Source organism: Nonomuraea sp. NPDC049637, assembly GCF_040675235.1.
GTDB lineage: Bacteria > Actinomycetota > Actinomycetes > Streptosporangiales > Streptosporangiaceae > Nonomuraea.
The window spans coordinates 367,318-388,597 of sequence record NZ_JBFAOM010000004.1 but is presented as its reverse complement, the minus strand read 5'-3'; the positions used below and the strand labels follow the sequence as shown (position 1 = coordinate 388,597).

Annotated in this window: 22 protein-coding genes and 1 riboswitch; of the genes, 12 read left to right on the top strand and 10 right to left on the bottom strand. The window is 71.8% G+C overall.

Annotation, left to right across the window (positions count from 1 at the left end; translation table 11 throughout):
- Positions 1-9: 9 nt before the first annotated feature.
- Positions 10-162: riboswitch (cyclic di-AMP (ydaO/yuaA leader) on the bottom strand.
- A 373-nt stretch (positions 163-535) separates the two neighbouring features.
- On the top strand, positions 536-679 hold the full coding sequence (locus tag AB0J71_RS08630) for a hypothetical protein (protein WP_352331354.1): 144 nt from the start codon (positions 536-538) through the stop codon (positions 677-679).
- 24 nt (positions 680-703) lie between these two features.
- Here the strand turns inward: AB0J71_RS08630 and AB0J71_RS08625 are convergent, their stop codons facing one another.
- Entirely contained in the window at positions 704-1,294 is a 591-nt protein-coding gene (locus tag AB0J71_RS08625; RefSeq protein ID WP_364413448.1) for a helix-turn-helix domain-containing protein, read from the bottom strand.
- 92 nt (positions 1,295-1,386) lie between these two features.
- On the opposite strand from AB0J71_RS08625, the gene AB0J71_RS08620 reads away from it, so the two are divergent.
- Entirely contained in the window at positions 1,387-2,799 is a 1,413-nt protein-coding gene (locus AB0J71_RS08620; RefSeq protein ID WP_364413446.1) for an MFS transporter, read from the top strand.
- Positions 2,800-2,946: 147 nt separating this feature from the next.
- A complete protein-coding gene (locus tag AB0J71_RS08615) occupies positions 2,947-3,381 on the top strand; it encodes a GNAT family N-acetyltransferase (protein WP_352326063.1) in 435 nt (144 codons plus the stop codon).
- A gap of 136 nt (positions 3,382-3,517) precedes the next feature.
- On the opposite strand, the gene AB0J71_RS08610 is transcribed toward AB0J71_RS08615, so the two are convergent.
- The gene (locus AB0J71_RS08610; RefSeq protein ID WP_358292788.1) at positions 3,518-4,726 is read right to left on the bottom strand and encodes an acyl-CoA dehydrogenase family protein; all 1,209 of its coding nucleotides are present in this window, start codon (positions 4,724-4,726) and stop codon (positions 3,518-3,520) included.
- Positions 4,727-4,866: 140 nt separating this feature from the next.
- Between AB0J71_RS08610 and AB0J71_RS08605 the strand changes: the two genes are divergently transcribed.
- A complete protein-coding gene (locus AB0J71_RS08605; RefSeq protein ID WP_364413444.1) occupies positions 4,867-6,054 on the top strand; it encodes an MCE family protein in 1,188 nt (395 codons plus the stop codon).
- A gap of 119 nt (positions 6,055-6,173) precedes the next feature.
- On the opposite strand, the gene AB0J71_RS08600 is transcribed toward AB0J71_RS08605, so the two are convergent.
- Positions 6,174-7,376, bottom strand: coding sequence for an MFS transporter (locus AB0J71_RS08600; RefSeq protein ID WP_364413442.1), 1,203 nt, complete (start codon positions 7,374-7,376; stop codon positions 6,174-6,176).
- Between the two features lie 87 nt (positions 7,377-7,463).
- On the opposite strand from AB0J71_RS08600, the gene AB0J71_RS08595 reads away from it, so the two are divergent.
- Positions 7,464-8,036: a TetR family transcriptional regulator gene (locus AB0J71_RS08595; RefSeq protein ID WP_352329063.1), complete on the top strand. Its 573-nt coding sequence runs from the start codon at positions 7,464-7,466 to the stop codon at positions 8,034-8,036.
- A gap of 76 nt (positions 8,037-8,112) precedes the next feature.
- On the opposite strand, the gene AB0J71_RS08590 is transcribed toward AB0J71_RS08595, so the two are convergent.
- Both AB0J71_RS08590 and AB0J71_RS08585 read right to left on the bottom strand, forming a co-directional pair.
- Positions 8,113-9,060, bottom strand: coding sequence for a glucosyl-3-phosphoglycerate synthase (locus tag AB0J71_RS08590; protein ID WP_352329061.1), 948 nt, complete (start codon positions 9,058-9,060; stop codon positions 8,113-8,115).
- 34 nt (positions 9,061-9,094) lie between these two features.
- On the bottom strand, positions 9,095-10,567 hold the full coding sequence (locus AB0J71_RS08585; protein WP_352351541.1) for a helix-turn-helix domain-containing protein: 1,473 nt from the start codon (positions 10,565-10,567) through the stop codon (positions 9,095-9,097).
- Positions 10,568-10,834: 267 nt separating this feature from the next.
- Between AB0J71_RS08585 and aceA the strand changes: the two genes are divergently transcribed.
- Entirely contained in the window at positions 10,835-12,121 is a 1,287-nt protein-coding gene (gene aceA / locus AB0J71_RS08580) for an isocitrate lyase (RefSeq protein WP_364389771.1), read from the top strand.
- A gap of 113 nt (positions 12,122-12,234) precedes the next feature.
- Here aceA and AB0J71_RS08575 read toward each other — a convergent pair whose 3' ends face one another.
- The 4 genes from AB0J71_RS08575 to AB0J71_RS08560 all read right to left on the bottom strand — a co-directional run bounded on the left by AB0J71_RS08575 (position 12,235) and on the right by AB0J71_RS08560 (position 16,405).
- Entirely contained in the window at positions 12,235-12,588 is a 354-nt protein-coding gene (locus AB0J71_RS08575; RefSeq protein WP_352351545.1) for a hypothetical protein, read from the bottom strand.
- Between the two features lie 73 nt (positions 12,589-12,661).
- Positions 12,662-14,224: a serine/threonine-protein kinase gene (locus AB0J71_RS08570; RefSeq protein WP_364413440.1), complete on the bottom strand. Its 1,563-nt coding sequence runs from the start codon at positions 14,222-14,224 to the stop codon at positions 12,662-12,664.
- Positions 14,225-14,445: 221 nt separating this feature from the next.
- Positions 14,446-15,282, bottom strand: coding sequence for a siderophore-interacting protein (locus AB0J71_RS08565; RefSeq protein WP_364389767.1), 837 nt, complete (start codon positions 15,280-15,282; stop codon positions 14,446-14,448).
- A gap of 148 nt (positions 15,283-15,430) precedes the next feature.
- Entirely contained in the window at positions 15,431-16,405 is a 975-nt protein-coding gene (locus AB0J71_RS08560) for an alpha/beta hydrolase (RefSeq protein WP_352329546.1), read from the bottom strand.
- 103 nt (positions 16,406-16,508) lie between these two features.
- On the opposite strand from AB0J71_RS08560, the gene AB0J71_RS08555 reads away from it, so the two are divergent.
- The 4 genes from AB0J71_RS08555 to AB0J71_RS08540 all read left to right on the top strand — a co-directional run bounded on the left by AB0J71_RS08555 (position 16,509) and on the right by AB0J71_RS08540 (position 19,331).
- Positions 16,509-16,919, top strand: coding sequence for a hypothetical protein (locus AB0J71_RS08555; protein ID WP_364413438.1), 411 nt, complete (start codon positions 16,509-16,511; stop codon positions 16,917-16,919).
- Positions 16,920-17,108: 189 nt separating this feature from the next.
- Positions 17,109-17,804 (top strand): ABC-2 family transporter protein, encoded by a 696-nt coding sequence (locus AB0J71_RS08550; RefSeq protein WP_352329542.1) that lies wholly within the window; start codon positions 17,109-17,111, stop codon positions 17,802-17,804.
- Positions 17,797-18,585, top strand: a complete 789-nt coding sequence (locus tag AB0J71_RS08545; RefSeq protein ID WP_352329540.1) for an ABC-2 family transporter protein — start codon at positions 17,797-17,799, stop codon at positions 18,583-18,585. Before AB0J71_RS08550 ends, AB0J71_RS08545 begins: the two co-directional genes overlap by 8 nt.
- A 2-nt stretch (positions 18,586-18,587) precedes the next feature.
- Complete coding sequence (locus AB0J71_RS08540; RefSeq protein ID WP_352329538.1) at positions 18,588-19,331, top strand: ATP-binding cassette domain-containing protein; 744 nt, start codon at positions 18,588-18,590, stop codon at positions 19,329-19,331.
- Here the strand turns inward: AB0J71_RS08540 and AB0J71_RS08535 are convergent.
- Positions 19,325-19,816: a hypothetical protein gene (locus AB0J71_RS08535; protein WP_364413456.1), complete on the bottom strand. Its 492-nt coding sequence runs from the start codon at positions 19,814-19,816 to the stop codon at positions 19,325-19,327. The two genes, AB0J71_RS08540 and AB0J71_RS08535, sit on opposite strands and share 7 nt — an antisense overlap.
- Before the next feature lie 132 nt (positions 19,817-19,948).
- Here AB0J71_RS08535 and AB0J71_RS08530 point away from each other — a divergent pair, with 132 nt between their 5' ends.
- Entirely contained in the window at positions 19,949-20,485 is a 537-nt protein-coding gene (locus AB0J71_RS08530) for an MFS transporter (protein ID WP_352329536.1), read from the top strand.
- A 49-nt stretch (positions 20,486-20,534) separates the two neighbouring features.
- Positions 20,535-21,266, top strand: coding sequence for a YcnI family protein (locus AB0J71_RS08525; protein ID WP_364389763.1), 732 nt, complete (start codon positions 20,535-20,537; stop codon positions 21,264-21,266).
- Positions 21,267-21,280: the final 14 nt, after the last annotated feature.

Below are 21,280 nucleotides of genomic sequence, written 5' to 3'. Positions count from 1 at the left end.
AGGTATTGCTCCTTGCTTCCATTCCGCCTACCGGGTTAGCTGACGGGTTCGGGCGTGGAAGTGCCCTACGGATGCCCTCGCGGGAGGTGCTCCGATTCACCCCACAGAATGTGGGTCCCCGGTTCCGCGTGTTTGTCCGAGCGGATTCGGCGGCCACGCCGTTCTACGTGTTCACGCAGATCAGACGCGGTCTCGGCAATGGTCGGGACGTACTGTGGCGCGGATGCTCACCGGGCCTACGTCGTAACTGACATTGAAGGTATGTGAATGGCATAGAGCAGTACAAGCCAACTTGGAAGAAGCGCTTCGAAAACGCCTGTCAGACCGGCGTTTTACCCACGAATTCTTTACCTTGGCACGCCGCCCGACCGCCCGGCACACCCACGACGGAGGAGGGCACCGAGCCCGCTCACCGCTTCTCACGATGGGTCAGAGCCAGCCTCGCCGCCGAACCTCTTCCCGCGACCGTCATGCGTAGCGTCGTACGCCCGGGGGACGACACCATCGTCGTGCTCCTGCCGGCTTCTTCGTCGAGTTGAGCGGTCGGCGCCGGGACACCGGCAATCAGTTCCGCCATCCCGTCCGCGGCACGACGGCGTTCATGACGGCGCTCATCGTGGGCGAGATCGGCGGCTTCGCTGTGCTGCTCGCCGGATTCGTACAGGCACAACTGCTCTGAACCCTGTCCACGAGGTCCGCCACCTCACCCCGGAACCGGCGCGGCCAGTACCGATTGGATGGACTTCGTGACTGTTTCGGCGGCATCGTTCCGGGCCAGGCGTCCTTGCCGTACCTCGTTCGCCGCGCCGTGCAGGATGTAGTGGGTGAGGCTCACCAGCCAGGCGGCGGGCAGGTCGGTACGGAAGACGCCTTGATCCTGGCCACGGTGGACGAGTTCGGCCATGCGCTGGGCGGGTTCGTCGTGCAGCTCCCGGACCCGCCCAGCGGGCAGGACTCCTTCGGCGGCGGCCAGCAGGGCCGCTGATTCGGCCACCAACTCCCAGCTGGACGCCAGCAGACGCCCCATGGCTTCGCGCGCGGCGCCCGTCAGGTCGACGGAGGCCAGGAGCTCGTCGCCGTCTCGCAGCGCCTCGACCAGTGCCGCCTCGATGAGGTCGGCCCGGGTCCGGAAATGTCCGTACAGGGTCATCCGCCCGACGCCGGCGGCACGGGCGATGTCGTCGGTGGTCGCATGCGGGTCCGAGCGCATCAGTTCGCGTGCCGCGGACACGATGCGGGCGATGCTGCGCTCGGCATCGACACGGCGCCTGGAGCGAGCAGGAGAGGCAGCCATGCCCCCCACCCTATCTCGTATACGCATATACGGCTTATAGTGTCCCAGCAGAACTCGTATATGGACATACGAGATAACAGCTGGAGGATTTGATGACCCAATCTGCAGTGCACCAGGCAGAGCTCCACGAGCCACTGCCGGCCCGGTGGCGCATCCTCGGCTTCCTCGGCGTGGCCCAGCTCATGCTGATCCTGGACGTCACCGTCGTCGCCATCGCGCTGCCGCACATGGAAACGGACCTCGCCCTCAGTCGCGAGGCGCTGACCTGGACAGTCAGCGCCTACACGCTCACCTTCGGCGGGCTCATGCTGCTCGGCGGCCGCATCACGGACCTGCTGGGCGCCAAGCGGATCGTGATCGCCGGCCTGTTGCTGTTCAGCGTCGCGTCGCTGGTCACAGGGTTGGCCGGGTCGGCGGGCACGCTGCTCGCGGGTCGGGTGGCACAGGGCGTCGGGGCCGCGCTGCTGTCGCCCGCGGCCCTGTCGCTGGTGGTCGCCCTGTTCGACGGAGAGGAGCGGAACAAGGCCCTGGGCGTCTGGTCCGCGCTCGGCGGCGGCGGCGCCGCGCTCGGCGTACTCCTCGGCGGCCTGCTCACCGCCGGGCCCGGATGGTCGTGGGTGTTCCACGTCAACGTGCCCATCGGCCTGGTGATCGCCGTGGTCCTCGCCGTACTGCTCCCGGCGCGTACGCCTTCGCCCGCCTCCCGGCCCCGGCTGAACGTCCTTGGTGCGATCTTGGTGACGTCCGCCAGCGGGTCGTTGATCTACGCACTCATCGCCGCCGGCGAGAAGGGATGGCTCAGCGCGCTCACCGGGTGGCTCGTGCTCGCGGCTGCCGTGGGCTACGTGCTGTTCGTGCTGTGGCAGAGGCGGGCGCGTTCGCCCCTGATGGACGTGCGACTGCTCGCCCGGCGACCCGTGGCGGTCGGGGCCTTCCTCATCCTGATGGCCACGGCACTGATGATCGCTGTGTTCTTCCTGGGAACCTTCTACTTCCAGCACGCTCTGGGCTACGGCGCGCTGCAGGCCGGGCTGCTGTTCCTGCCGGTCGCGGTGGCGACGATGCTCGGCGCCAACCTGACCGGACGCCTGCTCGGCCGGTGGGGCGGGCGCGCCCTGGCCGTCGCCGGTCTGACGGTCGCGGCGATCGGCATGGCCGTACCGGCCTTCTCGACGAACGTCGTCAGCGTCGTGGCAGGCGTGGCCGTCGCGGCGGCGGGCACCGGCGCGATGTTCGTCATCGCCTCGGCGACCGCCCTCGGTCAGGTGGCGCCCCACGAGGCCGGGATCGCCTCCGGCATCGTGAGCACCTTCCACGAGTTCGGCGCGTCCATCGGAGCCGCCGTCATCTCCAGCGTCGCAGCCGCGAGCCTGGCCGGGACCACGTTGAACGGCTTCACCAGCGGATTCACCGTGGCCGCGATCGCATCGGCCGTCGGCGCGGCCGTCGCGGCGCTGGTAACGCCCGGCCGCCCGTCACCTGCGGCGCAAGCCGGCTCTCAGTGAGCGGGGACCGCCTGGTTGCCGGCGCCACGGCGGCTCGTCGACCCGCCTGCGCCGCCGGCAACTCCTCCACCACGACCAAGCTCGCCCAGCAGCCGGCGAGCGGACCTGAAACACACCACCCCGCTCCTGAACCCGGAAGGGATCACTGTGACAACGATCCGTCGTGCCACACCCGAGGACGCCGCCATCGTGCACGACCTCATGCGCGGCCTGGCCGAACACCAAGGCCAGTCCTCGGCCGTCACCGTAGGCGTCGAGGACCTGGAGCGGCTGCTCGCCCGCCCGGAGATCACCTACCTGATCGCCGAGCGGAGCGGCCGGGCCGTCGGCTACGTCTCCTGGCTGGAGCGCATCAGCTTCTGGTCCGGCCAGGACTACCTCGCCCTGGACGACCTGTACGTGACCGGCTCCGAGCGCGGCGACGGCGTAGGCGAACAGCTGATGCAGGCTGTGGCCGAAGCCGCCGACGGCAAGGTGATCCGCTGGGAGGTGGGCGAGGCCAACGTCGCCGCCCAACGCTTCTACGCCCGCATCGGCGCGACCCTCACCACCAAGAAGATCTGTCGCTGGCAACCGAAGTGACCCCTGCTCCGGCACGTGGGGAGAACAGGTTCCAGGCGTTCTCCCCGGTCCGGCCGCCGTTCGCCGATCCTCACCGGTTGTCCGCACTTCCGGGCCACCGGTGGCCGGCTCCGTCGTCCCGGGTGAACAGACGTCCTCAGCGGACCGGCAGGCCGGTGACGGCGCGGCCGATGATGAGGCGCTGGATCTCCGACGTGCCCTCGAAGATGGTGTAGATCTTGGCGTCGCGGTGGAAACGTTCCACCGGGTGTTCCCTGGTGTAGCCGGCGCCGCCGAGGATCTGGATGGCCTGTTCGGTCACCCACACCGCCGTCTCGCCCGCCACCAGCTTCGACATCGACCCCTCGGCCTGCTCGAACGGCCTGCCGTTGCGGGCCATCCAGGCGGCGCGCCAGGTCAGCAGGCGGGCCACGTCGACGCGGGTCGCCATGTCGGCGAGCAGGAACGCGATCGCCTGGTTGTCGCCGATCCTGCGGCCGAACTGCTCGCGTTCGCGGGCGTAGTCCCGGGCGTACTCGAAGCCCGCGCGGGCGATGCCGACGGCCATCGCGGCGACCGACGGGCGGGTGGTCTCGAACGTGCGCATCGCGGCCTGCTCGCCGGCGCGTTCGCCGTTGCGGACCCTGGCCAGGCGGGCGTCCAGCTTCTCCTTGCCGCCCAGCAGGCACGAGCCCGGCACGCGCACGTCCTCGAGGATCACCTCGGCGGTGTGCGAGGCGCGGATGCCGTGCTTGCGGAACTTCTGCCCCATCGACAGGCCCGGCGTGCCGGGCGGGACGACGAAGCTGGCCTGCCCGCGGGTGCCCAGGGACGGGTCCACCGAGGCGACGACCACGTGCACGTCGGCGATGCCGCCGTTCGTGGCCCAGGTCTTGACGCCGTTCAGCACCCAGTCGCCGTTGTCGTGCACGGCGCGGGTGCGGATGGCGCCGATGTCGGAGCCGGCGTCGGGCTCGGAGGCGCAGAAGGCGCCCAGCTTGACGTCGTTCTCCGTGCCGAACATCTGCGGCAGCCACTCCCCCAGCTGCTCCGGCGTGCCGTTCGCGGACAGCGCCGCGGCGGCCAGGCCGGTGCCGACGATGGACAGGCCGATGCCGGCGTCCCCCCAGAAGATCTCCTCGAACGCCACCGGCAGCGCCAGGCCGCTCTGCTCGAACCATTGGGTGGCGAAGAAGTCCAGCGAGTACAGGCCGATCTTGGCGGCCTCCTGGATGACGGGCCAGGGGGTCTGCTCGCGTTCGTCCCATTCGGCGCCCGCGGGGCGGATCACGTCGCGGGCGAACGCGTGGACCCAGTCACGCACCTCGATCACGTCGTCACTGAGCTCCGGACAGAACCCGGTCATCGCGTCCACTCCCTGGCCGTTCCCTTGTTACCGTCGGTAACACCCTACCGGCGAGTAGGGCTCGGCCGGAAGGTGCGGCGGTCCGGCGACTCACGGTAATGTTCCGGTAACCGTACGCCCATGTCGATCGAGGAAGGCCGATGGACCGCCGGCTCGCCGCACTTCTCGCCGTCCTCGTGCTGGGGGCGGCGTATCTGCTGCTCAGGCCGGGTGCGGGCGTGCGCGCCGTCGCCTTCTTCGACGCCGCCGTGGGGCTGTATCCGGGGTCCGACGTCCGGGTTCTCGGGGTGCGGGTCGGGCGGGTCACCGTGGTCAGCCCGGCGGGCGCGCAGGTCCGGGTGGAGCTGGCGCTCGACGCCGGGCGCAAGGTCCCGGCGGGCGCGCAGGCGGTCATCGTGGCGCGGTCGCTGATCGCCGATCGGTTCGTGCAGCTCACGCCGCCGTACCGGGGCGGGCCCGTACTTCAGGACGGCGGCACGCTCGGCCGTACCCGCTCGCCGGTCGAGATCGACGAGGCGTTACGCGGCTACGACCGACTCGCCGCGGCCCTCGCCCCACCGGTTTCCGGCTCCACGCGGTCCGGCTCGCCTGGGCTCGGTCCGCCTCGGCCGGGGCCGGGTGGGGTGGCGGCGGATGAGCGGGGGGCGCTGGCGCGGTTGTTGCGGGTCTCGGCGGGCACGTTCGGCGGGCAGGGCGAGACGGTGGGGGCCACCGTGCGGGGCCTGTCCGACGCGGCCTCCGTCCTGGCCGGTGACGGCGACGACCTGGCTCAGACCGTCCGCGACCTGGCCACGATCACCGGGGCGATGGCCCGCGACGACGCGCGGATCCGGGCGTTCATGAAGGACCTGGCGGGCGTGTCGGCGCAGCTCGACGGCGAGCGCGAAGAGCTGCGCGCGGTGCTGGGTCAGCTGTCCTCCACGCTCACCCAGGTCGCCGACTTCGTCGAGGACAACAGGGGTGAGATCGCCGCCAACACCCGCGAGCTCGCCCACCTCACCACCCTGCTGGTACGTCAGCGCGCGTCCATCGGCACGTTCCTCGACACCGCGCCGCTCGCCCTGAACAACGCGAACAACGCCTACGACCCCGTGAGCGCGACGTTCCGGGCCCGGTTCAACCTCAACGGCCAGACCGACGACGTCGCGATGTGGTTGTGCTCGCTGGCCCATTCCATGGACGGCGGCTGCGAGTCGCTCCTCGGCGCGCTCAACCCTCTGGCGCGGGCGCTCAACGACACGGTGGCGCTCGACACGTCGTGGCTGCTGCCCGACGTGCAGGTCGACCGCCCCGACCTGTCGCTCGGCGGCCTCGTCACGACCCGCTGACCGCCTCTCGCCACTCGGCCCCCATCAGACGCCGAGCGGCAGTGCCGCGCCGGCGTCCAGTGGGGGCCTGAGGGCGGGGTGGCTCCGGAGGAAGGGCGGGTTGAGGGGGGGGGGGTGGGTCAGCGGGTGGTACGGGTGGGGCGGTGGGCGGAGGTGAGGACGGCCAGGGCGGCCAGGCCCATGCCGATCGCCAGGCCGTACACCAGCGGGGTGAACCCGCCGAAAGCGGCCGCGAGCTGCGGGCCGACGCTGCCCCCGACGGCCAGGGCGAAGGAGAACAGGGCGAGCGCCGTGCCGCGGGCCGGTCCGGCCTGGGCGGAGATGGCCTCGTTCATGCTGGGCAGGCCGCCGGTGATGGCGGCGACGTAGACGGCCAGCAGGAGGAGCAGGCCGAGGGCGCCGGCTCCGGTGAACGCGACGGCCGCCAGGGCGAGCGCGCCCACGGCCAGGAACGCGGCGGCCCTGGCCGTGGTGGGGATCCGGGCCAGCCACGGCATGAGCACCGGCATCAGCACGATCGAGGGCAGCCCGGAGGCGCGCAACGTGAGCAGGTCGGCGGCGGACGTGCCGCCGTAGATCTGCAACCCGGTGTAGACGGCGACGAACCCGGCCATCAGCATGACCGTGGCCAGATAGCGCAGCGCGAGCACCCGGTCGAACAGCAGGCCGGGCACCGCGCGGTAGGCCGACAGCAGCGACCCGGCCGCCTCGCGCGGCAGGTCGGGCAGCATGGCGGCGCGCAGGCCGAGCCCGGCGAGGGCGAAACCGGCGGCCGACAGCAGGAACAGCCCCCGCCAGCCGATCGTCTCGACCAGCACCTGCGCGGCGACCTGCAACAACACGGCCGAGGCCAGGAAAGCGCCGGTCACCGCGGCGATGGCGACCACGCGGCGCCGGGGCTCAAGACGTTCGGCCAGGTAGGCCATGCCGGCGGGCGGGAACATCGCCACGGCCACCCCCTGCAGGGCCCGCAACACCAGGGCCACCTCGACGTTCGGGCTCAACGCGACCAATGCGCTGGTCAGCGCGGCAAGCGGCAGACCGGCCAGCAGCAGGCGGCGGCGGCCGTACCGGTCGGAAAGGGGGCCGAACACCAGGAACCCGACGCCGTACCCGGCGCCGAACGCGGTGACCAGCCAGGTCAGGCCGCCTGGTGAGGTGTGCCAGCCGGTCGCCATGTCGTGCAGCAGGGGGATCACGATGTACAACTGCCCGCTGCACAGGACCGCGGTGAGGGTGAACGCCAACAGGGTGCGGCCGAAGCGGGCGTAATCGGTACGGACTGCCGGAGCGGCCTCCGTACGGGGAAGCGTGAGTGCCATGCCAAGGGACGGTAGCCAACCAACCAGTTGGACGTCAACTAGTTAGTTGGTTTTCAACCAACTAGTTGTTGGTGGCAGAATGGTGGCATGTCACCCAAGGTCTCGACCGCCGCCACCCGGGCCGCCCTGCTCGAAGCCGCCCGCGAGGAGTTCGCCGCGTACGGCGTGGCGGGGGCGCGCGTGGATCGCATCGCGGAGCGTGCCGGCGTCAACAAAGAGCGCATCTACGGGCATTTCGGCAACAAGGAGAAGTTGTTCGACGCCGTCATCAACGAGGCGCTCGACGACCTGACCTCGCAGATCGCCCTGCCCGGCGCCGACCCCGTCGACTACGTGGCCCGGCTGACCGACTACTACCGGCGCCATCCCGACCTGGTCCGGCTGCTCATGTGGGAGGCGCTCAACTACCGCGGCCAGGAGCTGCTGCCCGGCCAGGAAGCCAGGGTCGAGCGGTGTGCGCGCAAGGCCGCCTCGCTGGCCGAGGGGCGCGGCGAGGAGCCGTCGAAGGCGACGTCGCGCACGTTGTTCATGCTGACCGGGCTCGCGTTGTTCCCGTCGATGATGCCGCAGCTCGGGCGGATCATCCTGGGCGACGCCGCCGACGACCACGACGCCCTCCGCGACCAGATCGGCGCCTTCGTCACAGCGGCCCTCAAGTAGCGCCGCACGCCCATCCGCCCCCCGGCGCGGCCGGGCGGCGGATGCGGCGAACCAGCCACCCGGCGCGCCGCAACCCTCACGGAGGCGCTGGGACGGCGGGGCGGGGCAGGGTGAGCATCGGGGGGCGTTCCCCGATGGCGACCTGGCGGGTCAGGACGTCGTGGCCGCCCTCGCACCGCCGGAACTGGGCCAGCTCCACCCCCGGCGCATGACGGGCCTCGATCTTCCCCTGCCGCCGCAGCCGCGACCACGCGGCCAGCATGATCTGGGCCGCCATCCCCCCGAGCGCCTCCGTCGACTGCGGGGCGTGCTCGCGCGAGCCCAGGTCCACCTGGGCCAGGCCGTCGAGCCCGGCCAGGTCCAGCAGGTCGATGAGCAGGCCGAGCTCCACCCCGTACCCGGTCAGGAACGGCACGCGTTCCAGGGCCGAGCGGCGGCCGGCGTACTCTCCGGCGAGAGGTTGCACGAAACCGGCCAGTTCGGGCCAGTGCAGGTTGATCAGCGGGCGGGCGACCAGCTCGGTGACGCGGCCGCCGCCGTTGGGAGCGCCGTCCAGCGGGCGGTCGTAGCAGCCCTTGGCGTAGGCGACGGTGGGATCGGTGAGCAGCGGGCCGAGCACCCCGGCGACCAGCGAGGCGCGGAAGTGCCTGATGTCGGCGTCGGCGAAGGCCACCACGTCACCGGAGGTGACCGCCAGCGACTTCCACAGCGCCTCGCCCTTGCCCTCCAGCGGTGCCAGGTCGGGCAGGATGTCGCGTTGGGCGTGCACGGCGGCCCCGGCCCGCGCCGCCACGCGCGCGGTGTCGTCGGCCGAGCACGAGTCGATGACGACGAGCTCGTCCACCAGGCCGTCCAGCTCACGCCGGATCACCTGGACGATCTCCCCCACGGTCTCCCGTTCGTCGCGGGCCGGCAGGACCACGCTCACCGTGGTCCGCCCCTTGGCCGCCACGAGGTCGTCCAGCGGCCAGTCCGCGGCGCACGAAGTTCGGCGATGCCACCATTTCCGCACATCAGGCAGCATGTGCGACACCTCCCCCGTTCCCCCGCTTGTCAGCTTATGCGAGGGTCGCGTGACGCTCCAGGAAGGTATAGACGTCCGCCTCGTCCACACCCGGGAACGACCCGGGCGGCAGGGCGGCCAGGATGTGCGAGTTGGCCCGCGCGGACGGCCAGGCGTAGCCCTCCCAGCGTTCGGCCAGCTCAGCGGGCGGACGGCGGCAGCAGTCGCCGTTGGGACAGCTGGACTTGGTGCGGTTGGTGGTCTCCCGGCCCCGGAACCACCGCGACTCCCGGTACGGCACCCCCAGCGTGATGGCGAAGTCCCGTTCCCGCGAGGGATCGACGTGCGCGACGCAGAAATAGGTGCCGGTGGGCGAGTCGGAATACTGGTAGAACACCGAGAACCGGTCGGGCGAGGCGAACACCTGCCGCCCCGACCACTGCAGGCACATGCGCTGCCCCTCGATGGCTCCCTGCTCGTCGGCGGGGAAGACGATGCCGTCGTTCTCGTACGCCTTGTAGATGGTGCCGCCGGCGTCGTTGCGCACGAAGTGGCAGACGAGACCCAAGTGGTGGGTGGCCAGGTTGGTGAAGCGGTGGGCGGCCATCTCGTAGGAGACGGCGAACACGTCCCGCAGGTCCTCCACCGACAGCGCCCGCGCCGCCTTGGCCTCCTGGAGGTAGGGGGCGGCGGCCCGTTCGGGCACGAGCACGGCGGCGGCGAAGTAGTTGGCCTCGGTGCGCTGGCGCAGGAAGTCGGCGAAGTCGCGCGGTTTGCCGTGGCCGAGCGCGAGGTGCCCGAGCGTCTGGAGCAGGATCGTGCGCGGGGTGTGCATGCCGAGCTGCTCGTGTTTGACGTAGATGCGCCGGTTGCGCAGGTCGGTGATGGAACGCACCGACCGCGGCAGGTCCTGGGCGGTGTGGACGGTGTAGCCGAAGTGCGTGACCAGGCCCTGGATCGTGCTCTGGGACAGGGCGCCGGTGCGGTAGCCGACGGCGTCGAGGGCCTCGGCCGCGGCCTTCTCGATGTCGGGGAAGTAGTTGCCCACCTCGCGCTGCCTCCGCCGCAGCTCGGCGTTGGCGGCCCTGGCCTCCTCCGGAGTGGCGGTGCCGCGGGCCTGCCGGGCGCGCAGCTCGCCGTACAGGCCGAGCAGGTGTTCCAGGACGTCGTTGGGCACGCGCGCGGAGACCTTGAGCCGGGGCAGGCCGAGACCGGCGTAGATGGGGTCGCGCTGCGCCTCCTCCAGCGCGATCTCCAGCTGGGCGCGCCGGTTGGGCGGCTGGCGGCGCAGCAGCTCCTCGACGGGGACGCCCAGAGCGGTCGCCAGGGACTTCAGCAGCGAGAGCTTGGGCTCGCGCTTGCCGTTCTCGAGCAGCGACAGCTGGCTGGGCGCCCTGCTGACGCGCGAGCCCAGGTCCGACAGGGTGAGGCCGCGCTGTTTGCGCAGGTGGCGCAGACGCTGGCCGAACGCGATCAGATCGAGCTCCTGCGTCAAAGACAGCGGTTCTTCGCCTAGCAGGGACGCCATACAGGCATCTTAGACAGAAATTCGGCCCATTTTCTAGCCTTTGGGCACTCAGGGCGCGTCGCAGCGGGACGCGAGAGCCGCGTGCGGTTCGGGATGAGGATTGGTCTAGGCCAACAGGAAAACTTACGATTTCTTCTCGTCTGAATACCCGCGAGTAATGCACATCCTGGAAACTTCGGCGATTCTTCTCCACGTTCGAGCCTGTCAACCTGTGACATCCGGGCAGATCATCGACGTGAGCCCCAGGGGACGACAAAGGAGCGAACGATGAACGATCGCCTCAAGGGAGCTGCGGAGCAGCTGCAGGACAAGTGGCAGAACGACCCTCGCTGGGCGGGCGTCGAGCGCACGTACAGCGCGCAGGACGTGATCCGGTTGCGGGGAAGCGTCCAGGAGGAGCACACGCTGGCCCGGCTCGGCGCCGAGCGCCTGTGGGACCTGCTGCACACCGAGGACTACGTCAACGCCCTCGGCGCGCTGACCGGCAACCAGGCCGTCCAGCAGGTGAAGGCCGGGCTGAAGGCGATCTACCTGTCCGGCTGGCAGGTGGCCGCGGACGCCAACCTCGGCGGCCAGACCTACCCGGACCAGAGCCTGTACCCGGCCAACTCCGTGCCCGCCGTCGTGCGCCGCATCAACAACGCGCTGCTGCGCGCCGACCAGATCACCTGGTCGGAGGGCGTGCCGGACGCGCCGCACTGGCTGGCGCCGATCGTGGCCGACGCCGAGGCCGGCTTCGGCGGCGTGCTGAACGCGTTCGAGCTGATGAAGGGCATGATCGCGGCCGGCGCCGCGGGCGTGCACTGGGAGGACCAGCTCGCCTCCGAGAAGAAGTGCGGCCACCTGGGCGGCAAGGTGCTGATCCCGACCGGCCAGCACATCAAGACGCTCAACGCCGCGCGGCTGGCCGCCGACGTGTGCGGCGTCCCCTCACTGATCGTCGCGCGGACCGACGCACAGGCCGCGACGCTCCTGACCAGTGACGTGGACCCGCGCGACCAGGCCTTCACCACCGGCGAGCGCACCGCCGAGGGCTTCTACCGGGTGCGCAACGGCGTGGACTCCTGCATCGCCCGCGGCCTGGCCTACGCCCCCTACTCCGACCTGCTGTGGATGGAGACCGGCACGCCGGACCTGGACGTGGCCCGCGAGTTCGCCGAGGCGATCAAGGCCCGCTACCCGGACCAGATGCTGGCCTACAACTGCTCGCCGTCGTTCAACTGGAAGAAGCACCTGGACGACTCCACGATCGCCAAGTTCCAGCGCGAGCTGGGGCACATGGGGTACAAGTTCCAGTTCATCACGCTGGCCGGCTTCCACTCGCTGAACTACTCGATGTTCGACCTCGCCCAGGGCTACGCCACCGACGGCATGACGGCCTACGTCGAGCTCCAGGAGGCCGAGTTCGCCGCCGAGACGCGCGGATACACCGCGACCAGGCACCAGCGCGAGGTCGGCACCGGCTACTTCGACCTGGTCAGCACGGCCGTCGCGCCCGACTCCTCGACGACCGCGCTCAAGGGCTCCACCGAGGAGGAGCAGTTCCACCACTGATCCCCTGATCTCGCCGGCCACCTCCAGGGCATGGGAAGGTTCCCCCGGCGAAGGGCCGCGCCGGCTCCCCCAGCCCGGCGCGGCCCCTTTTCTCTTCGACGCCCGCGGTGCGCTCAGCCGCCCTCCCGGGCCCACGACGGCAGGTCCTGCCGTTCGGTGATGTCGCGGACGAGCTGGGCGTGCGCGTCCTCGGCCTGCTGCCTGGTGGACCAGTGCAGGCTGAGCACCTCCTCGCCGCCCGTCCCCGGATCGGCGCCGGGCGGCGACAGGCGCACGGTCGACTCGAACAGCAGCGGCACCGTCCCGCCGTCGGCCTGGTCGAGCACCAGGTGCAGGGTGCGGATGCGGAACGTTCCCGCGGCGGTGCCGACGCGGTCGTCGCCGATCGTGCGGCGGGCGCGGTCGGCCAGCAGCTCCTGCGCCCGCGCCGGGCTGATGGGGTTGCCCTCTATGTCGTAGTAGCTCATGTACGGCCTCGCTCTCGGGTGCGGGAGGGTCACCACGCTTCCCCCGCTCACCTCGATCATGAGGCATGCGCCGTCAGGACGCTCCGGTGGCCGTCGGGGTGGCCGGGCCCGAGCCGGTGGGGCCGGGCGACTCGCCGGGGCCGTCCTGGGGGATCGTGCTGATCGAGCCCGACGGCCGCGGGCAGTCGCGGCGGCCCGCGCCCCCGCGGCGGCGACCTGCCGGACCTGCGCACGGACCGGGCTGCTCCCCGCCCGGATCGCCCAGATCGCCCGGCCCGGACGTGCCGGACGGACGAGCGGGACGGGACGGGCGGGACCGGCGGAAGTCGTCGGGCCACCGGTCGGGGTCGGGGGTGAGGATCGCGAAGTGCCCGCCCGGCGTGCGGGAACGCGTCCCGGACACCGACGGCGTGGCGGCGCTCGCCGCGCTCGCCGCGCTCGCCGCGCTCGCCGGGGGCGCCACGTGCACGGACGGCCGGATGCCGCCGGGGGTCGCCGTGGGCGGCTCGGTCGTGCGGGCGCTGCCCTGCGGCTGCACGACCGCGGGCTCGGGCAGCAGCGAGCCGCCGCCGAGGCTCAGGGCGTCCCCGCCGGAGGCCGCGATCACGGTGACCGCCGCGAGCGAGACCGTCACCAGCGCGGCGAAGCTGGCGTGCGACAGCTGCGCCCCCGCCTTGGCCCTGCGCCTGCGCCTGCGCTCGGACCCGCCCGGCTCCGCCCCCGGCGCGACCGGACGGCCCGCCCCGCCGCCCGCCGGGTACGGCACCTCGGCCCAGCTCCCGTCCAGCACGTCGGAGACCGCCCGGCGCAGGTCCCACGGATCGCCCACTCCCCCGGACGCCAGCAGCGCCCGCAGCAGCTCGGCCGATCCCGGACGGGAGCCCGGGTCCTTGGCCAGCGCCGCCTCCACGGCCGGGCGCAGCAGGACGGGCACGCCGTCGAGCCGCGGCGGGTCGAACAGGATGCGCCGGGTCAGCACGTCGGCCTCGCCGCCGCCGAACGGGTGGTGCCCGCTCGCGGCGTAGGCCACCAGGCAGCCCCACGCGAACACGTCCGAGGCGGGCAGGGCGGGGCCGCCGGTCAGCCGCTCGGGCGCCACCCAGCCGGGGCTGCCCATGACCTGGCCGGCCTGGGTGTGGGCGGCGAGGGTGTCCACGTCGCGGGCGATGCCGAAGTCGATGACCCGCGGCCCCGCGGGCGACAGCAGCACGTTGCCGGGCTTGAGGTCGCGGTGCACCAGACCGGCCTCGTGCACGGCGACGAGCGCGGCGGCCACGCCGAGTGCCACGCCGTAGGCGAGGTCGGGCGTGAGCGCTCCCCCGGCCTTGACCACCTGGGACAGCGCGGGCCCCGGAATGTACTCGGTGACCAGGTACGGACGGCCGCCCTCGACGCCGTCCTCGATGACGGCGGCGGTGCAGAAGGGCACCAATCTCCGCGAGAAAGCCACTTCCTCGGCGAAACGCGCCCGCAACGTGGCATCGTGGAGATGTACCGCGTGCGGCGTCTTGAGCGCGACCAGGCCCCCTTGCGGGTGTTCGGCCAGGTACACCACTCCCATCCCGCCCGTCCCCAGGCGGCCGAGGAGAAGGTACCGGCCGATGACGACGGGGTCGCCCACCGTAAGCGGTCGCACGCCAGGAGGCATGTCGCTCGCACCACGCGCCATCCGGGTCTCGCCTCTCCTGTGGGGGACACGGCAAGGCACACTGTGGCGGCATCCGGGGGCCCTTTCCGCATGTCTTGCGCAAGGGGTATCGAAGGTAAGGCGTTCGTGCCCGGAGGGTTAGTAAGTGCTGGGATGGAACGTTCTGAAGTGGCTTGTTGTGGTTGAGGGGCTTTCGTCCGGAAAAGGGGTCAGGAGGCCAGGGCGCGGGCCTCGTCGGCCTCGACCTCGCGGTTCCAGTCGTTCTTGACCGCCCGCCAGCCCTCGTCGTCCACGCCGATGCGCCAGTAGCCGGAGATGGACAGCCGCTCCATCGGCACGCCCCGCTCCAGGCGCAGGTGACGGCGGAGCTCCTTGACGAAACCGGCCTCGCCGTGGACGAACGCGTGCACGTCCCCCTCGGGGAACTCCAGCGCGCGCACCGCCTCCACCAGCGCCTGGCCGACCGGCCGCGCACCCCGGTACAGCCAGGTGATCCGCGCGTCGGCGGCCGTGCCGAGCTTCAGCTCGTCCTCGGGGCCGTCCACCTCCAGCAGGACGTGGGCCAGGGCGCCGTCGGGCAGCGCCTCCAGGGAGGCGGCGATGGCCGGCAGCGCGCTCTCGTCGCCCACCAGCAGGTGCCAGGCGGCTCCGGGGTCGGGCGCGTAGCCGCCGCCGGGGCCCAGCATCAGCACGACGTCGCCGGGCTCGGCGGCGGCGGCCCACGGCCCGGCCAGGCCCTTGTCCCCGTGGTGCACGAAGTCGAGGGTCAGCTCGAGGGCGTCGGGGTCCCAGGCGCGCACGGTGTAGGTGCGCAGGCGCGGCCAGAGCTCGCGCGGCATGGTCTCGCGCACGTTCTTGACACTGAAGGGCTCGGGGTAGTCCACGCCCTCGTGCGGGAAGACGAGTTTCACGTAATGGTCGGTGAGGCCGCGGCAGGCGAAGTCGCGCAGGCCGTCACCGCCGACCACGATGCGGATCATGTGCGGGGAGAGCCGCTCGGTCCGCAGGACGACGCCCCGATGGTGGTCCGTGGGCTTGTCAGCCATCACTTCAGCCCCCATATGTTAGTTAGGTATACCTAACCTTACAGCGGGATTGACGGGCCTGGCCACCGCAACGCCTGGCCGCCTTGCTCCACGTACAACCCCAAACTGCGAAATATCAGCTCAAACTACCCCGACACAGCAGCCCCAGTCAGGCCGCCGCCGAATCCCCCCGCCCCGCCGCACGAGCCGCGACGGCCTCCAGGAACGCCGACATGTGCCGGAAGGCCAGCCGCGCCTCCGGCAGCACGTCGGCCAGGATCGGGAACGCGTGCGGCATGCGCCGCCACTCCTCGTACCGCACCGGCACCCCCGCCTCCCGGGCCCGCTCGGCCACCCGGCGGGCCTCGTCCCGCAGCACCTCCGTGGAGCCGGTGACGATCATCAGCGGCGGCAGGCCGGTGAAGTCGCCGTGCACCGGCGAGACGAGCGGGTCCCACGGGTCGAGCCCGCAGGTCCAGTGGCGGGCCAGCCACCGCACCCGGCCCGCCGGCAACATCGGGTCGTGCCAGCGGTTGGCGCGGCGCGGGATGTCGGTCAGGTCCGTCCACGGCGACAGGCAGATCGCCGCGGCGGGCGTCGGCAGGCCGCGGTCGCGCAGCGCCAGCAGGGTGGCCAGGGTCAGGTGCCCGCCCGCCGAGTCCCCGGCGATGACGATGTCCTCGGGGGCGTGCCCATTGCGCATCAGGCACTCGTAGGCGTCCAGCGCGTCGGCCAGGGAGTCGGCCAGCGGGTGCACCGGCCCCTGCCGGTAGTCCAGCGCGAGGACCGGCCGCCGGGCCACGGCCGACAACCGCCAGGTGATGGGCCGGTGGGTACGCGGCGAGCACGAGAAGTAGCCGCCGCCGTGGAAGTAGAGCAGCGCCTTGCGCTCGTCCACCCGGCCGGCGCGGACCCACTCGCCGCCGCAGTCCGGCCCCTCGGCGGGCGCGACGACGGCGTGCTCGGGAAGGCGCAGCGGCATCAGCTGCGCCAGCTCGCCCAGGCGGGCCGCGCCGATCAGGGCCAGCGGATGACGCATCAGCACCGAGGAGGCGGGCTTCAGGGTGCCCCACATGACCGAGGTCAGGGCCCTGGCCTGCCAGCTCAAGGGGTAGTCGGGTGCCACGTCCTTGTTGATGCGCATGACGGTCCTCCACCCCTTTTCTTCCCGGAACGCCATGGCTCTACCGGCCAGTAAGGATCTCATCGCTGACGCGAATATTCCGGCCTTGTGCGACTCTGGGGATATGGCGGGATATTCGGGGACTCCGCTGCCCCGCAAGCTCGGCATCAAGCCGGGACACCAGGTCCTGGCCCTCGCCGCCCCCGCCGGCCTCGGCCTCGGCGAACCCGCCGCCACCGTGCACCACGAGCAGGGCCCGCCCGCCGGCGCACGTTCCCCGTACGACGTCGTCCTGCTCTTCTACCCCGACGTCGCCATCCTGCACCGCGCGTTCCCCCCGGCCAAGGCCGCGCTGGCCGGGAACGGCGGCCTGTGGATCTGCCGGATCAAACCCGCCGCCGGCATCCCCACCGACCTGTCGGACCGCCTCGTCCGCGACTTCGGCCTGGCCGCCGGGCTGGTCGACAACAAGGTCGCGGCCATCGACGAGACCTGGACGGGCCTGCGCTTCGTATATCGCGTTGCGGACCGCTGACCCATCGGCGGATAATTCCAGGCTTCCGCCAAGGCCGACCCGTGCCCGACCCCCGACACGACGCGTGACCTTGTCCTCACTCCCCGGAGGTGAGCCATCGTTCCCCTCTACGCCCGCCTCGTCCGGTACGGCTTCCGCAAACACGCCGTCTACGTCCGGGCCGCGCTCGCCGGCGCGTTCACCAACAGCGTGTTCGGCGTCCTGCGCGCCTACGTCCTCATCGCCCTGTGGCAGGCCCGCCCCGGCCTGGCCGGCTACGACGTCACCGACGCCGTCACCTACTGCTTCGTCACCCAGGCCCTCATCGGCCCGATGATGCTGTTCGGCGGCGGCCTGACCATCCCCGAGCGCATCCGCAGCGGCGACATCGCGCTCGACCTCGTCCGCCCCGCCTCCCTCCCGCTCTGGTCGCTGGCCGAGGACCTGGGCCGGGCCGCGTACCTGCTGCTGGTGCGCAGCCTCCCGCCGCTGCTGCTCGGCGCGGCCCTGTTCGGCATCACCACCCCCGCCTCCCCGGCCGGATGGGCGGCGGCCCTGACCGGCTGCCTCGTCGGCGTGCTCATCAGCTTCGGCTGGCGCTACCTCGTCGCGCTGTCGGTCTGCTGGCTCGCCGACGACCGCGGCGTGGCCGTCGTGTCCCTGGTCCTGACGACGTTCTGCAGCGGCATGCTGCTCCCCCTCCACCTGTTCCCCGGACCGCTGGGCGAGGTGGTCAGAGCCCTGCCGTGGGCCTCCATGGTCCAGGCGCCCGCCGACCTCTACCTCGGCAAGGCCCCCGTGGGGCAGACGCTCGCCCTCCAGGCGTTCTGGGCGGCGACGCTGTTCGCCCTCGGCCTGCTGGCCACCCGCGCCGTCCGCCACAAGGTGGTGATCCAGGGTGGTTAGGACGTACTTCCTGCTGGCCTGGACCTGGACCCGCGCCGCGGCCGCCTACCGGCTCTCCTTCGCCCTGATGGTCGTGTTCGGCCTGGTCACGGGGGCGATCGACGTCGCGGCCATCCTCGTCGTCTTCGCCAACACCACCACCCTGGCCGGCTTCACCCGCGAGGAGGTGCTGTTCCTGTACGGCGCCTCCGCCGTCTCCTTCACCCTCTGCGACACCTTCGTCAGCAACCTCGACCGCATCAGCCAGCACATCAAGGCCGGCACGCTCGACACGATCCTCATCCGCCCGGCCGCCGCCTGGATCCAGATCGCCGCCGACCGCTTCGCGCCCACCAGGATCGGCCGCGTCGTCCAGGCCCTGGCCGTGCTCGCCTACGCCGTCGCCGCGCTCGGCCTCGACTGGCGCCGGGCCTGGATGATCCCCGTCATGATCGTCACCGGCGTCGTCATCTTCACCGCGCTCTGGACGCTCGCCGGCGCGCTGCAGTTCGCGCTGACCGACGCACCGGAGGTGGTCAACGCCTTCACCTACGGCACCCACCAGCTCAGCCAGTACCCCCTCAGCATCTACGCCCGCGACCTGGTCCGCGGCGTCACGTACGCGCTGCCCCTGGCCTTCGTCAACTGGCAGCCCGGCCTCTACGTCCTGGGCCGGGACGACCCGTTCGGCACGCCCGGGTTCATGCGCTTCCTCGGACCGGCCGCCGCGCTGGTCCTCGCCCTGGCCGCCGCGGCGGCCTGGCGGCAGGGCATCAGGCACTACCGATCGACGGGGAGTTAGCAATGATCGAACTGCGCGAAGCGGGACGCTCGTTCAAGGTCAGACGCGCCGTCGTGCACGCCGTACGCGACCTGTCGTTCAGCGTGCCGGCCGGCGAGTTCGTCGGCTGCCTCGGGCCCAACGGCGCGGGCAAGTCCACCACGATCAAGATGTTGTGCGGCATCCTCACCCCCACCTCGGGCTCGGTGCGGGTGGCCGGGCTCGACCCCTCGCGCCGGCGCACCACGCTCGCCCGGCGCATCGGCGTGGTGTTCGGCCAGCGCACGACCCTGTGGTGGGACCTGCCGCTCAAGGACAGCTTTGAACTGGTCCGGCACCTTTACAAAGTAGATCGCGGAACGTTCCGGGTCCGGCTGGCCGAGCTGACCGAGACCCTCGACCTCGGCTCCTTCCTGCGCACCCCGGTGCGTCAGCTCAGCCTGGGGCAGCGCATGCGCGGCGACCTGGCCGCGGCGCTGCTGCACGCCCCCGACGTGCTGGTGCTGGACGAGCCGACCATCGGCCTCGACGTGGTCAGCAAGGCGAGCATCCGCGGCTTCCTGAAGCGGCAGAACGCCGAGCGCGGCACCACCGTGCTGCTGACCACGCACGACCTCGGCGACATCGAGCGCCTGTGCCGCCGGATCATGCTGATCGACCACGGCCGGCTGGCCTTCGACGGGACGCTCGCCGAGCTCATGGCCACCGCGCCGGAGCAGGCCACCATCGAGGACGTGGTGACCAGGCTCTACACCGGCGCTCAGTAGTAGCCGCCCTCCCGCGTGGTCTCGTAGTCGTCGTCGTCGAGGTCGTCGTGCGGGCGCGACCAGCGGGAGGGCATCAGCACGGGGATGAACAGGACCACGCCGAGCAGGGCCAGCACACCCGTGGTGAGCAGGGTCCTGTCGCCCGCGCCGGCGTCCAGGACGACCTGGTGGACCGACGCCTGGTCGGGGATGAGCGACAGCGCCCTGCCGGTGTCGAGGGCGTAGACGACGGTCCAGGCCAGCAGCACCATCGAGGGCACGAACGTGGCCAGCGGCGAGATCCGGCCGGCCACGACGAGGCCGACGACCAGCCCGACCGCGGCCATGGCGCCGAGGGCGATCCACATCTTCTGGTTGTCGGGCGGCGGCGGGGTGATCGCCGCACTGGCGAGGGCCTGCTGCACGGCCCATCCGCCACCCCCGAGGACGGCCGCCGTGACCACGACGCCGATGAGCAAACCTGCTAAGTGCCGCAACGTTCTCACCTCAAATGTCAACGCGAATGTCAACGCGCTCGGCACCGACCCTAGCGACAAAAGCCATTTCCGGACCAGGCATCAGCCCGCTCGGAAGTAGGGGTCTCATCCGCGGGTGCCTCGTGAGACCATGTGGCACACATGCGTGCGCGACTCCCCCTCCGGCTCGCGCGGACGGCCGCCTTCGCCGCCGTCTGCGTGACCCTCGCTGCCCTGGCCCACGTGGCGGGCGGCGGGGGGCGTCCGGGGCCGTGGGCGGCGGCGCTGGGCCTGGTGGCGGTGTCCGGCCTGGGGCTGGCGCTGTCCGGCAGGGAGCGCTCGGCGCCGGTGATCAACGTCGTGCTGGGGGTGGCGCAGTTCGGCCTGCACGAGCTGTTCGCGGGCGGCAGCCCGTCCTCCTACGTCTTCGAGCACGGTCACGGCCAGGGGCTGGCCGTCAACGCGGGCATGCTGCTCGCGCACCTCACGGCGACCCTGATGACCGGCTGGTGGCTGTCGCGCGGCGAGATCGTGCTGTGGTCGCTGCTGCGCCGGCTGGGGTTGCGGCTCGTGCCGCCGCTGCTCGCGGTCGTGCCCGCGGTGCGGCCGGGCGTTCCGGTCGTGCACACCAGGGTGGTCCCCCCGCAGCCGGGGTTCCGGCACCGGGTGGCCAGGCGTGGTCCTCCACTTCCCGCCTGACCTGCTGACACCCGTAGACCCCTGTTCTTCACCGAAGTGGAGTTCCGCCATGTCCTTCGTCCGTCGTGCGGCGACCGTGCTCGCCGCCGCCACCGCCCTCACCGCCGGCCTGGCGCTGCCCGCGCTGGCCCACGTCTCCATCACCCCGGGCACCGCCGAGCAGGGCGGGTTCACCAAGGTCGCCTTCCGGGTGCCCAACGAGCGTGACAACGCCGCCACGACCAAGGTCCAGGTCAGCTTCCCCACCGACCATCCGCTGGCGTTCGTGTCGGTCAAGCCCGTGCCGGGCTGGGACGTCAAGGTCACCGAGGGCAAGCTGCCCAAGCCGGTCAAGACCGAGTACGGCGACGTGGAGGAGGCCGTCACCACGGTCGTGTGGTCCGGCGGCAAGATCAACCCGGGTGAGTTCCAGGAGTTCGAGGTGTCCATGGGCCAGTTGCCCAAGGACGTCGACTCGCTGACGTTCCCGACGAAGCAGACGTACTCCGGCGGCGAGGTGGTCGACTGGGCCGACGCGCCCAAGTCCGACGGCACCGAGGCCGAGCACCCCGTTCCCACGCTGAAGCTCGTCCCGGCCTCCGGCGGCGACGAGCACTCCGCCGCGAGCGCGTCGGCCTCGGCCGCTCCGGCCGCCGCCACGGGACCGTCGGTGGCGCCGGTGGCGGCCTCCTCGGCCTCCTCCTCCGACGGCACGGCCCGCCTGCTGGGCGGCGCCGGGCTGGTCGTCGGCGTCATCGGCGTCGTCGTCGGGGCCCTGGGCCTGCGCCGCCGGGCGGCCTGACCGCGCGACGCGGC